The sequence below is a fragment of the Staphylococcus sp. URHA0057 genome (assembly GCF_000620265.1).
GTDB lineage: Bacteria > Bacillota > Bacilli > Staphylococcales > Staphylococcaceae > Staphylococcus > Staphylococcus pasteuri.
Window position 1 is genome coordinate 174558 of sequence record NZ_JHVS01000007.1, and the last position, 13265, is coordinate 187822.

Annotated in this window: 17 protein-coding genes; 11 read left to right on the plus strand and 6 right to left on the minus strand. The window is 32.6% G+C overall.

Going from position 1 to position 13265, the window contains the following annotated elements; translation table 11 throughout:
- Together mspA and N524_RS13550 are read right to left on the minus strand one after the other, a co-directional pair.
- Entirely contained in the window at positions 1-318 is a 318-nt protein-coding gene (gene mspA, locus N524_RS0105220; protein ID WP_017638528.1) for a membrane stabilizing protein MspA, read from the minus strand.
- Positions 319-417: 99 nt separating this feature from the next.
- Complete coding sequence (locus N524_RS13550) at positions 418-585, minus strand: SE1832 family protein (RefSeq protein WP_017638527.1); 168 nt, start codon at positions 583-585, stop codon at positions 418-420.
- A 127-nt stretch (positions 586-712) separates the two neighbouring features.
- Between N524_RS13550 and N524_RS0105230 the strand changes: the two genes are divergently transcribed.
- Positions 713-1624: an AEC family transporter gene (locus N524_RS0105230; protein ID WP_029055856.1), complete on the plus strand. Its 912-nt coding sequence runs from the start codon at positions 713-715 to the stop codon at positions 1622-1624.
- A 105-nt stretch (positions 1625-1729) separates the two neighbouring features.
- Here the strand turns inward: N524_RS0105230 and N524_RS0105235 are convergent, their stop codons facing one another.
- From N524_RS0105235 to N524_RS0105245, 3 genes are all read right to left on the minus strand, one after another.
- Entirely contained in the window at positions 1730-2521 is a 792-nt protein-coding gene (locus N524_RS0105235; RefSeq protein ID WP_029055857.1) for a glucose 1-dehydrogenase, read from the minus strand.
- Between the two features lie 22 nt (positions 2522-2543).
- A complete protein-coding gene (locus tag N524_RS0105240) occupies positions 2544-3407 on the minus strand; it encodes a GRP family sugar transporter (RefSeq protein WP_029055858.1) in 864 nt (287 codons plus the stop codon).
- A 189-nt stretch (positions 3408-3596) separates the two neighbouring features.
- Complete coding sequence (locus tag N524_RS0105245) at positions 3597-4490, minus strand: GNAT family N-acetyltransferase (RefSeq protein WP_029055859.1); 894 nt, start codon at positions 4488-4490, stop codon at positions 3597-3599.
- 166 nt (positions 4491-4656) lie between these two features.
- On the opposite strand from N524_RS0105245, the gene N524_RS0105250 reads away from it, so the two are divergent.
- Together N524_RS0105250 and N524_RS0105255 are read left to right on the plus strand one after the other, a co-directional pair.
- Positions 4657-6795: a DNA topoisomerase III gene (locus N524_RS0105250; RefSeq protein ID WP_029055860.1), complete on the plus strand. Its 2139-nt coding sequence runs from the start codon at positions 4657-4659 to the stop codon at positions 6793-6795.
- Between the two features lie 111 nt (positions 6796-6906).
- Positions 6907-8241, plus strand: a complete 1335-nt coding sequence (locus N524_RS0105255) for an NCS2 family permease (RefSeq protein WP_017638521.1) — start codon at positions 6907-6909, stop codon at positions 8239-8241.
- 69 nt (positions 8242-8310) lie between these two features.
- Here N524_RS0105255 and N524_RS0105260 read toward each other — a convergent pair whose 3' ends face one another.
- Positions 8311-8703, minus strand: a complete 393-nt coding sequence (locus N524_RS0105260) for a hypothetical protein (protein ID WP_017638520.1) — start codon at positions 8701-8703, stop codon at positions 8311-8313.
- 355 nt (positions 8704-9058) lie between these two features.
- Between N524_RS0105260 and rpsJ the strand changes: the two genes are divergently transcribed.
- The 8 genes from rpsJ (at position 9059) to rpsC (ending at position 13263) form a co-directional block, all read left to right on the plus strand.
- Complete coding sequence (gene rpsJ / locus N524_RS0105265) at positions 9059-9367, plus strand: 30S ribosomal protein S10 (RefSeq protein ID WP_001118667.1); 309 nt, start codon at positions 9059-9061, stop codon at positions 9365-9367.
- Between the two features lie 27 nt (positions 9368-9394).
- Complete coding sequence (rplC, locus tag N524_RS0105270; protein WP_017638519.1) at positions 9395-10066, plus strand: 50S ribosomal protein L3; 672 nt, start codon at positions 9395-9397, stop codon at positions 10064-10066.
- A 28-nt stretch (positions 10067-10094) separates the two neighbouring features.
- Positions 10095-10718 carry a 50S ribosomal protein L4 gene (gene rplD / locus N524_RS0105275; protein ID WP_017638518.1) on the plus strand — a complete coding sequence of 208 codons (624 nt, stop codon included), beginning with the start codon at positions 10095-10097 and terminating at the stop codon, positions 10716-10718.
- Positions 10718-10993, plus strand: a complete 276-nt coding sequence (rplW, locus tag N524_RS0105280; protein WP_002450524.1) for a 50S ribosomal protein L23 — start codon at positions 10718-10720, stop codon at positions 10991-10993. Before rplD ends, rplW begins: the two co-directional genes overlap by 1 nt.
- A gap of 28 nt (positions 10994-11021) precedes the next feature.
- On the plus strand, positions 11022-11855 hold the full coding sequence (gene rplB / locus N524_RS0105285; RefSeq protein ID WP_017638517.1) for a 50S ribosomal protein L2: 834 nt from the start codon (positions 11022-11024) through the stop codon (positions 11853-11855).
- 67 nt (positions 11856-11922) lie between these two features.
- Positions 11923-12201 (plus strand): 30S ribosomal protein S19, encoded by a 279-nt coding sequence (gene rpsS / locus N524_RS0105290; protein WP_002450522.1) that lies wholly within the window; start codon positions 11923-11925, stop codon positions 12199-12201.
- 28 nt (positions 12202-12229) lie between these two features.
- Positions 12230-12583: a 50S ribosomal protein L22 gene (rplV, locus tag N524_RS0105295; protein WP_029055861.1), complete on the plus strand. Its 354-nt coding sequence runs from the start codon at positions 12230-12232 to the stop codon at positions 12581-12583.
- Between the two features lie 23 nt (positions 12584-12606).
- Positions 12607-13263, plus strand: coding sequence for a 30S ribosomal protein S3 (rpsC, locus tag N524_RS0105300; RefSeq protein ID WP_017638515.1), 657 nt, complete (start codon positions 12607-12609; stop codon positions 13261-13263).
- Positions 13264-13265 lie beyond the last annotated feature (2 nt).

Below are 13265 nucleotides of genomic sequence, written 5' to 3' on the forward strand. Positions count from 1 at the left end.
TTAGTATAAAATTAAAGTTAGAATGATATAAATCACAAACAAACCGATTGATAATATATTTAAAATATTAACGCCTTTATCATCATTCTTAAGTGTTTTAAATGCAGTAACTTCTACATTTCCAACTAAAAGTAGCAACACTATAAATACCCACCAGTTCTCACTAGGGAACTGCATCGTTGTAATTGCTACAACAAATAACAATAATATACCCATTATGATTCTTAAAATTCTAGTGAAAATTGAATTCATCTTGAATATACTTATGTAACTTACAATTAAGTATAGTAAAGGCAATAAGATTAAGTATAATTTCATGAATTGACATCCTTTCTTTTCCGAATATATATTAGCACGTTCACATACTTATGACTAGGATGTCTAAAGAAATGTAGTTAAATTGTGACATGTAATTAATTATTGTTCATTTATTTGCTTTCTTACATTGGCCATTTCTTTCTCAATTTCTTCAAGCTGATTGACTAAAGGATCGATATTTTGATTTAATGACTCGCGCTTTTCTAAGTCACCTTGTAGTCTAGTATAATCATATTTTAGTTCTGTTAATTTACTTTCTAAATCCATTATACAATCGCTCCTTAATTTAAAGTATGATTAAATTATAGCATGAAACAAACTAGTTCTAAAATTTATAGCAAATGTGTTAAAGTTATCAATTGAAAGTGTTGAGATACGTGAAAGAAGGGCTAATATGACAGAACAATTTGTAATGATCATTCTTTTAATTGCTTTAGGCTATTTTTTAAAGCGTATTAATTATTTGAAAGCAACAGATAGCCAAGTGCTTTCAACAATAGTATTAAATGTGACTTTACCTTCTTTAGTTATCGTGAATTTAAATAAAGCTGATTTAAACCTATCATTTTCTATTTTGCCTATTATGATGATTATCTACGGTGTTGTCGCAAAAATAATTGTTATTTGGAGTTTCCGTAAATACGATAATCAAATGCGTGGTTCTGTTGGTATGATGATTGGAGCTATGAATATTGGATTATTTGCTTATCCATTAGTAGATGCTATATGGCCAAGTAAGGGAATGGTTTATTTTGGCATGGTTGATATTGGTGGCGCAGTTATTATGTTTGGTCTCACTTACTTTGTTGGAAGTTACTTTAGTGAGGGAAGTGACCAATTCAATTTTAAATTCTTAGTTAAGAAATTAATTCAATCTGTACCACTGGTTACTTATATTGTTATGTTTATACTTAATATGGCGAATATTCATTTACCTAAAGTGTCTATTGATTTCTTTTCAATTTTAGGAAAAGCTAATATGCCACTATCTATGATTTTATTAGGCGTAATGTTGAACTTTACTATTGAAAAAGCTTATTTACCTGCAGCAATGAAATATCTTTCTCTTCATTATGGAATTGGTCTTATTGCTGGATTAATTGTATATTTCTTCTTACCAGTTTCAGATCAGATGATTAAAACGACATTGCTTATCACATGGTTATTACCAGTTGGTGTGGCAATTATTCCTTATTCAATACAATTCAAATATAAAACACTACCCTTAATAGGGATGGTAACTAATTTATCAATTGTTATAAGTATTGTTATTATATATGTTTATCAAGCGTTCTTTGTTTCATAATAAATAGAAATAGTTATTTATAAATAAAAAGCCATGCAATTCATGAACACACTACATTAATTTAATGTATGTTACACATGAAAATTGCATGGTTTATTGTTTGACTTAGCCTTTACCTCCCATGAAAGCTGGATAGTTTGTCATACCGCCATCTACATAAATAGTAGTTCCGTGGATATAACTAGCTAAGTCTGATGCTAAGAATAATGCAGCATTAGCGATATCTTGAGCATCTCCAATTTCTCTAGCTGGGATCATTTCTAATGTTTTCTCACGAGTTTTTGGATCAGAGAATTTTTCTTTAGTATGTTCAGTAACAACAGCTCCAGGGGATATATTATTAATACGAATTCCATATTGTGCATATTCCATTGACATGGTTTCCATCATTAATTTTAATCCACCTTTACTTGAAGCATAGTGAACATAATTTGGCCATGGAATAGTATCATGAACACTTGAAGTATTAATAATAACACCTTTTTTATCTTCTTTTCTGAAGAGTTTTACTGCTTCACGTGAACCTATAAACGCACCTGTTAAGTTGATATCTATCACTTTTTGCCATTCTTCAATCGTCATTTCATGCGATGGTGTTGCTTTTTCAAAACCAGCATTGTTAATCATGATATCTAAAGTACCGAAATGGTCTACAGATTGATTGATTAAATTAATGACATCTTCTTCTTTAGCCATATCTCCTTGAACGAGTAACGCATCTCCACCAGCTTGTTTGATGATATTTACAGATTCTTGTAATGATTCATCATGTTTATCAGAACGATAGTTAAGCACGACTTTTGCTTTGGCTTTACCAAAATTTTCTGCAAAAGATTTACCGATACCACTACCAGCTCCTGTAATGATAACAACTTTATTTTCTAATTCTTTAAACATGGAAATGCCTCCTAAAAATGTTTTATTTTAGGTTACCTAAAATAATTGCTGCAATAATAATGAGTATGATACCTGACCAAATACCCATCATCTGACGACGGTCTTTTTTCTCTCCTAAAATAAAAATGCCACCAAGTGTAGATACGATAACTAATAATTGAGATAATGAAAAACTAGTTGCAACACCTACTTTAGGTTGAGAATAGAACATAAATAAGTTACCGATTGCCCATACAATACCAGGAATTAAATTGAGGGCAGTAGACTTGATAGACGTTTTGTGATTCATTGAAAGAATGAAACCACCAATAGCCATACCAACAGATTGGAAGAATAGTGCTTTTGTACCACTAACATTGAAGATATCTCCTAGTACGACATAGCCAACATAACCTACTGTTGAAATTAGAAGGATACCCATTGCTTTTTTAAATTCAGGATCATTTGATTTACCTTCATTTTTAGCTTTTAATGATGTTAATGCGATACCTGAAACTAATAAGACCATAGAAATCAGTCCGAATACGACTTGTATCATTGTGCTCCATTCGCCTAGGAATATAACACTAAATAAAGTAGTACCAACTAATTGCATACCAGTAGAAATTGGCATTGTTTTTGAAACACCAATTAAATTAACAGATTTTAATTGGTTACCTTGACCAAATGCCCATAATGCACCTGAGAATAATCCAACAATAATAACAGTTAAATCATCAAATGCTGCATTACCTGTTAGTAATAAAATAATACCAACAATGAGTGCACCTAAAGTAGTACCTCTAATTTGATTATAGGGGCCTCCACCTACGAATACATTGATTATTACAACACTACCCCAAAATAGTGCAGGTAATAATGCTATTAAAATATCAAGAAACTGCATATGTTTCTCACTCTCCTAAATAAACGAATTAAGTGCTTCCCCTTTAATAACACTTGAAGTTAATTCTAAAACAATTAAGTTGAATAGTAAAAAACATCGGCTTATTTTAGAAAAGTAAAAAGGGGAGTAGGACCGAAATAAATTTTGGAAAATTATTATTTCAGTCCTACTCCCAAGTTTAATCAATAATTAAGTTTCTGGATTAGTAGCATTTTCATGAATGTATTGTGGTTCTAATTTATACTTTTTATATTCATAATTAGTAGTAAATCCAAGTTCATTAAAACGTTCTACGAGCTTACTATTTTTGTTTCGAATTTTAAAATAAACTTTATGCAGTTCATAATGAGAAAAAGCGTAATGCAAAGCATACTCCAATAAATCAAAAGCAATTCCTTTCATTCGATAATCTATGTGAGAACTGAAATATTTAATTTCTGCTTTAGATTTTTGAGGATTAACATGTAGATATAAATAACCTTTTAAAAGTCCTTCGCTTACAAAAAGAAATAGCTTATTATTTTCATCTAATGTATTAACAATATCATCTGCTTTCATTGCATCATGTTTAAATGTCTTATGATGCATTTTTGCCAATGCTCTATGGAAACCTTTTTGATATTCTATAATATTTTGTTCATTTTCTAATTCCCCAATATCTTGATGTGCCTCTAAATAATAGTCAGTAAAATTATAACTTGCTTTTATTTGCTTAATAAAAGGTTTATAAGTTTGAACGCCTTCTTCAAATGAAAAGTTATATATAGCATTATCAGGTTGATTTTCTGTCATTGCATTGAATAGGTTTTGAAATAACTGTGGAGTGACGTCAAAATTTGGCTCTATAAAAGGGCCAATTATCTTAAACTTATGTGTTTCATAAGAAATCGCAATGATTAATGCTTTTATTTGATTATTATCAGAAATGGCAAAAGCGCCAGGAGTTTTAATTGCTTCTTCTAATAAATGATCAAATTCTGCAAATTGTTGAGCTATTTTATATAAATAGGAAGTTACTTGGTAATCAGCAGTTTCAATAAAAGCTTTTATTTTTTTAGGGTCTTTCAACTGAATAATATCCATGTTCTTACCTCCGTACCGTATTTATTAATTTAATTATATGAGTAATTGCATTGAAATGAAAGTTAATATATATACGTACATGTTACAATTAAGGTAACTATTCTTAAAGCAAATTAATCAAACATAAACTTAAAATGTATTAAATATAGAAAGGGAACTATAACTCATGCAATCATTAATTTTAGCGGAAAAACCATCAGTAGCTCGAGATATTGCAAATGCACTCAATATCAATCAAAAAAGAAATGGCTATTATGAAAATAATCAATATATTGTTACTTGGGCATTAGGACATTTAGTGACTAATGCAACGCCAGAACAATATGATAAGAAATATCAAGAATGGAAACTTGAAGACTTACCAATAATTCCAAAACATATGAAAACAATAGTTATAGGTAAAACTAGTAAACAGTTTAAGACTGTAAAATCACTAATACTTAACCAGAATGTGAATAAAATTATAATTGCTACTGATGCAGGAAGAGAAGGAGAGCTTGTAGCAAGATTGATTTTAGATAAAGTGGCAAATAAAAAGCCAATCAAACGATTATGGATTAGTTCAGTAACTAAAAAAGCAATCAAAGATGGATTTAACCACTTGAAAGATGGAAGACAATATCAACATTTATATGAAGCAGCTTTAGCCAGAAGTGAAGCGGATTGGGTGGTTGGTATTAATGCAACAAGAGCATTAACAACAAAATATGATGCACAGTTATCACTTGGACGCGTACAGACGCCAACAATTCAACTAGTACAATCTCGTCAAAATGAAATTAATCAATTTAAACCACAAACCTATTACACTCTTACAGCTATAGTGGATGGTTTTGAATTTAATTATGTTTCAAAACAACAAAGAATTACTGACCAACAAAAATTAAAAAATATTATGAATCAAATAAATAAACAGCAAGGTAATATAGAAAAAGTTGAATCTAAAATTAAGAAAACATTTCCTAAGCCACTTTATAATTTAACTGATCTACAACAAGACGCTTATAATCGATTTAAAATGGGGACCAAAGAGACACTAAATACGTTACAAAATTTATATGAAAGACATAAATTAGTAACGTATCCACGTACAGATTCCAATTATTTAACTGCAGATATGGTTTCTACAATAAAAGAAAGATTACAAGCCTTATTAGCTACAGACTATAAAGAAAGTGTTCGTAATTTAATAGGAAAGTCATATTCCGCTAAAATGCATATATTTAATGATCAAAAGGTTTCAGATCACCATGCTATTATACCTACTGAGATAAGACCTGATTTTTCACAATTAAGTAATAGAGAAAGTAAAATTTATATGCTTATTGTAGAAAGATTTCTAGAAAGTTTAATGCCTCCTTATGAATATGAAAGTATTAAAGTACACTTAACTGTTAATGGTTATCAATTTGAATTACAAGAAAAAGTTACAAAACAATTAGGGTATAAGGCTTTAAAAGAAAATGAGCAATCAGTTGTTACTCAGCATCCTTTTAAAAACAATCAAGTCGGCACTGTCTCAAATTCTAAAATTAAAGATCATCAAACAACACCACCTGACTATTTTAATGAAGGAACATTATTAAAAGCGATGGAAAATCCTCAAAACTATATTCAACTTAAGGATAAAAAACATGCACATACTCTGAAGGAAACAGGCGGTATTGGAACTGTTGCGACACGTGCGGATATCATTGAAAAACTATTTAATATGAATGCAATAGAATCAAGAGATGGTAAAATTAAAGTAACTTCAAAAGGTAAACAAATTTTAGAATTAGCACCTCAAAAATTAACATCACCATTATTAACTGCTGAATGGGAAGAAAAATTATTGCTTATTGAAAAAGGTAAATATAATAAACAGCAGTTTATAAAAGAAATGAAAGAATTAACAACAGAAGTAGTGAACACAATTAAGAATAGCGAACAAAAATATAAACATGATAATTTAACTACAACAGAATGTCCTACTTGTGGCAAATTTATGATTAAAGTTAAAACTAAAAATGGACAAATGTTGGTATGCCAAGATCCATCTTGTAAAACAAAGAAAAATGTCCAAAGAAAAACAAATGCACGTTGTCCTAACTGTAAAAAGAAAATGACTTTATTTGGTAAAGGTAAGGATGCGACATATAGATGTACATGTGGTCATTCAGAAACACAAGCTCAAATGGATAAACGTATGAAAGAAAAATCAAGCGGTAAAGTTTCTAAAAAAGAAATGAAGAAATACATGAATCAACAAGAAGAATTAGACAATAATCCGTTCAAAGATGCTTTGAAAAATCTAAAACTATAAATAAATTCGAACAAAAGGAAAAAGAATATAACTAAAGTTCGTATTTAGTATTGTCATTTTAGAGATTTGGTATTAAACTTATTAAGTATTTCAAAAAAAGGAGCATTAGCCGTGAAAAAATACTTCAAGTTCGATGAACATGGTACTAACTTTAAAAAAGAAATTTTAGGTGGTATCACTACGTTTTTATCAATGGCGTACATACTAGCTGTAAACCCTCAAGTATTAAGCCTAGCAGGAGTCAAAGGTGTATCTGAAGATATGAAAATGGATCAGGGAGCCATTTTTGTTGCGACTGCTTTAGCTGCGTTTGTAGGTTCGCTATTTATGGGACTCATAGCAAAATACCCTATAGCATTAGCACCTGGCATGGGATTAAATGCATTTTTCGCATTTACAGTAGTTCTTACAATGGGGATACCATGGAAAGTCGGATTAACTGGCGTTCTATTCTCAGGTATATTCTTTGCAATATTAACAGTAACCGGATTAAGGGAAATAATTATTAACGCAATACCTTATCAAATGAAGATGGCTGTTTCTGCTGGAATAGGGTTGTTTATAACCTTTGTAGGTTTACAAAGTTCAGGAATTATTGTGAAAAATGATTCAACATTAGTTACCCTAGGGCATTTAACGAAAGCACCAGTATTATTAGCAATATTTGGTATTGTTATTACCGTTATTTTATACACTAAAAAAGTACCGGGTTCTATATTTATAGGTATGATAATTACTGCAATAGTAGGAATGATAACTGGACAAATACATACGCCAACTGGCATTGTAGGTCACGTTCCAAGTATTAAACCAACTTTCGGAGCTGCATTTGAATCATTTAAGGATCCAGGTCAATTATTTACTATTCAATTTTTAATTGTTATTCTAACATTCCTATTTATTGATTTCTTTGATACTGCAGGAACATTAGTAGCTGTTGCAACTCAAGCAGGAATTATGAAAGATAATAAACTTCCTAGAGCAGGTAGAGCGTTATTTTCAGATTCATTAGCTACAATTGTTGGTTCTATATTCGGTACAACAACGACTACTTCTTATATAGAATCTACGTCAGGTGTTGCAGTTGGTGCAAGAACAGGATTCGCAAGTATTGTTACAGGTTGCTGTTTCTTACTAGCTTTATTCTTTAGTCCACTAATTGCAGTTGTAACAAGTGCTGTAACTACACCGGCATTGGTAGTGGTAGGTGTACTAATGGCTGCAAACTTTGCGGAAATCAATTGGAAAAAATTCGAAGTCGCTGTACCTGCTTTTATAACAATCATCATGATGCCTTTATCTTATTCAATTGCAACAGGTATAGCTTGTGGATTTATCTTTTATCCAATTACAATGATTATTAGTAAAAGACATAAAGAAGTACATCCAATTATGTATGTATTAATGGTATTATTTATCTTATACTTTGTATTCGTACATGGCTAAATAAAAAATAAGACGCTCGTACTTAAAATAGTACGAACGTCTTTTTTTAGTTGTGAAATGAATTCAAGTTTATTTAGACTTATGACCATCTTTATATTGAGTATAAATAACGCGAGCATTTTTATTAGGAACATAAGTTGGAGCAGCTAAGACTATAAATACAAAGAAAATCATTAATACGAATAAAGCCCAATGTATAATCATACCAATAAATGGAATGAATGCGACAAACGAACCAATAATACCTAAAATAGGTATAATGACCATTGGTTTAATTGTGTTTTGTTTATCAACTAATAGAATAATCGTTAAAACCAAATAGAGAAAAGCGTTAAATAATAGAGGTTGCCAACCAAAACTTAAAATTACACTGCCACCTAAAAAAGGAATCCCATAAAAGAACTCACATATAACTAGGAAGACGCCAATAATGGATAGGGCAAGCTTAATACCGTTTTTCAAATGATTCACCCCCGTTCTCTACTATTATAATAGAAAATGATTAAGGTTAATATTAATATGATTAAATTTAGTCTTGTAATTACATATTTAAATATAAAAATTTCCCTAAAAAGGTTGAACAAGAGATACATTTAAAGTACAATAACAAAGTATGTGTTAGACAAAACAGAAAAAAGTTAATGAAAACAATTGATTTATCAGTGTTTTTCATGTAACATATCTAATGTTGGACTTTAAATAACGCGATGAAGCGAAAGGTTACTGACACACCCGGCCGCTTTGCCATGGCGCTGTGTGAGATAGTTTTCGTGGAGAAGTCTATCACTTAAATGTAGACGAATAAGGAGGGAAAATTATGGCAAAACAAAAAATCAGAATCAGATTAAAAGCTTATGATCACCGTGTGATTGATCAATCAGCAGAAAAAATTGTTGAAACTGCTAAACGTTCTGGTGCAGATGTTTCTGGACCAATTCCGTTACCAACTGAAAAATCAGTTTATACAATCATCCGTGCCGTGCATAAGTACAAAGATTCACGTGAACAATTCGAACAACGTACACATAAACGTTTAATCGATATTGTTAACCCAACACCAAAAACAGTTGATGCTCTAATGGGCTTAAACTTACCATCTGGTGTAGACATCGAAATTAAATTATAATAGAAAAAATTAGGAGGTGGACTTTCGATGACCAAAGGAATCTTAGGAAGAAAAATCGGGATGACACAAGTGTTTGGAGAAAACGGTGAATTAATCCCAGTAACAGTAGTAGAAGCAGGACAAAACGTTGTATTACAAAAGAAAACTGAAGAAGTTGACGGTTACAACGCAATCCAAGTAGGATTTGAAGATAAAAAAGCATATAAAAAAGGTTCAAAAACTAACAAATATGCTAATAAACCAGCTGAAGGTCATGCTAAAAAAGCTGACACAGCACCTAAGCGCTTCATTCGTGAATTCAGAAACGTTAATGTTGATGAATACGAAGTAGGTCAAGAAGTCTCAGTTGATACATTCGAAACTGGTGACATCATTGATGTTACAGGTGTTTCAAAAGGTAAAGGTTTCCAAGGTGCTATTAAACGCCACGGACAATCTCGTGGACCAATGGCTCACGGTTCTCATTTCCACAGAGCACCAGGTTCTGTAGGTATGGCTTCAGATGCTTCAAGAGTATTTAAAGGTCAAAAAATGCCAGGCCGTATGGGTGGAAACACAGTTACTGTACAAAACCTAGAAGTAGTACAAGTTGACACTGAAAACAGTGTAATCTTAGTAAAAGGTAATGTACCTGGACCTAAAAAAGGTTTAGTAGAAATTTCAACTTCAATTAAATCAATTAAAAAAGGTAATAAATAATCAATAAGCGAAAGGAGGAAAATGCATAATGGCTAATTATGATGTTTTAAAAGTAGACGGATCAAAAAGTGGTTCAGTTGAATTAAGCGATGCAGTCTTTGCAATCGAACCAAACAATAGTGTCCTTTTCGAAGCTATCAATTTACAACGTGCTTCATTACGTCAAGGTACACATTCAGTTAAAAACCGTTCAGCAGTACGCGGCGGTGGACGTAAACCATGGAGACAAAAAGGAACAGGTCGTGCTCGTCAAGGTACAATTCGTGCACCTCAATGGCGCGGTGGTGGTATTGTATTCGGACCAACTCCAAGAAGTTACGGATATAAAATGCCTAAGAAAATGCGTCGTTTAGCATTACGTTCTGCATTGTCATTTAAAGTTAAAGAAAATGGATTTACAGTTGTTGATGCATTCGGATTTGATGCACCAAAAACAAAAGAATTCAAAAATGTTTTAACTACATTAGAACAACCTAAAAAAGTATTAGTTGTTGTTGAAAACGAAGATGTTAACGTTGAATTATCAGCACGTAACATCCCTGGTGTTCAAGTAACAACTGCTCAAGGTTTAAATGTATTAGATATCACAAGTGCTGACAGTTTAGTAATTACTGAAGCTGCTGCTAAAAAAGTTGAGGAGGTGCTCGGATAATGGAAGCTAGAGATATTCTTAAGCGCCCCGTAATCACTGAAAAATCTTCAGAAGCAATGGCGGAAGATAAATATACTTTCGATGTTGATACTCGTGCTAACAAAACACAAGTTAAAATTGCTGTTGAAGAAATCTTCGACGTAAAAGTTGATAATGTAAACATCATCAACTATAAACCTAAGAAAAAACGTATGGGCCGTTACCAAGGCTACACAAATAAAAGAAGAAAAGCGATTGTTAAACTAAAAGAAGGTTCAATCGACTTATTCAACTAAAACATTACCAATAAGGAGGTAAACGACAATGGCTCTTAAAAAATATAAGCCAATAACTAATGGTCGTCGTAATATGACTTCATTAGATTTCGCTGAAATTACGAAAACTACACCAGAAAAGTCATTATTACAACCGCTACCGAAAAGAGCGGGACGTAACAACCAAGGTAAATTGACTGTTCGCCATCACGGTGGAGGACATAAACGTCAATACCGAGTTATCGATTTCAAACGTAACAAAGATGGTATCAACGCTAAAGTTGATTCAATCCAATACGATCCAAACCGTTCAGCTAACATTGCTTTATTAGTATATGCTGACGGAGAAAAACGTTATATTATCGCACCTAAAGGATTACAAGTAGGACAAGTAGTTGAAAGTGGTGCTGAAGCAGATATCAAAATTGGTAATGCTTTACCATTACAAAACATTCCTGTAGGTACTGTAATTCATAATATTGAGTTAAAACCTGGTAAAGGTGGACAAATCGCTCGTTCAGCTGGTGCTAGTTCACAAGTGTTAGGTAAAGAAGGTAAATACGTATTAATCAGATTACGCTCTGGTGAAGTTCGTATGATTCTTTCAACTTGCCGTGCTACAATTGGACAAGTTGGTAATATCCAACACGAACTAGTAAATGTTGGTAAAGCAGGTCGTTCAAGATGGAAAGGTATCCGTCCAACAGTTCGTGGTTCTGTAATGAACCCTAACGATCACCCACACGGTGGTGGTGAAGGACGTGCTCCAATCGGTAGACCATCTCCAATGTCACCTTGGGGTAAACCTACGCTTGGTAAGAAAACTCGTCGTGGTAAAAAATCTTCAGACAAACTTATCGTTCGTGGACGTAAGAAAAAATAATAAAATTAACTTATTTGGGTGTGCGGCTTAATTGCTGCACGCACAGAATAAGAAGGGAGGCGCCCAAATGGCTCGTAGTATTAAAAAAGGACCTTTCGTTGATGACCACTTAATGAAAAAAGTGGAAGCACAAGACGGAAGTGAAAAAAAACAAGTAATTAAAACATGGTCTCGTCGTTCTACAGTTTTCCCAAATTTCATTGGTCATACTTTCGCAGTATACGATGGACGTAAACATGTACCTGTATATGTAACAGAAGATATGGTAGGTCACAAATTAGGTGAATTCGCACCAACTCGTACATTTAAAGGTCATGCTGTTGACGATAAAAAAACAAGAAGATAATTTTTAAAAAGTAGAGGAGGAAATCCTAATGGAAGCAAAAGCGGTTGCTAGAACAATAAGAATCGCACCTCGTAAAGTAAGACTAGTTCTTGACTTAATTAGAGGTAAAAATGCTGGAGAAGCTATTGCAATTTTAAAATTAGCAAACAAAGCTTCATCACCAGTGATCGAAAAAGTATTAATGTCCGCTTTAGCAAATGCTGAACATAACTACGACATGAACACAGATGAATTAGTAGTAAAAGAAGCTTATGCTAATGAAGGACCAACTTTAAAACGTTTCCGCCCACGTGCGCAAGGACGTGCAAGTGCGATAAACAAACGTACAAGCCACATTACAATCGTCGTAAGTGACGGTAAAGAAGAAGCTAAAGAAGCTTAATAACTTTCTAAGGAGGGAATACTGTGGGTCAAAAAATTAATCCAATCGGACTTCGTGTTGGTATCATCCGTGATTGGGAAGCAAAATGGTATGCTGAAAAAGATTTCGCTTCATTATTACACGAAGATTTAAGAATCCGTAAATTTATTGATAATGAATTAAAAGAAGCATCAGTTTCTCACGTAGATATCGAACGTGCAGCTAACCGTATTAATATCGCAATTCACACTGGTAAACCAGGTATGGTAATTGGTAAAGGCGGTTCAGAAATTGACAAACTTCGTAACAAATTAAATGCTTTAACAGATAAAAAAGTACACATCAACGTAATTGAAATCAAAAAAATTGATATTGATGCAAGATTAGTTGCTGAAAATATCGCACGTCAATTAGAAAACCGTGCTTCATTCCGTCGTGTACAAAAACAAGCTATTACAAGAGCTATGAAACTTGGTGCTAAAGGTATCAAAACTCAAGTATCAGGTCGTTTAGGCGGAGCAGATATCGCTCGTGCTGAACAATATTCTGAAGGAACTGTTCCACTTCATACATTACGTGCTGACATCGATTACGCACACGCTGAAGCAGATACTACTTATGGTAAATTAGGCGTTAAAGTATGGATCTATCGTGGAGAAGTTCTTCCTACTACTAAGAACACTAGTGAAGGAGGAAAATAATC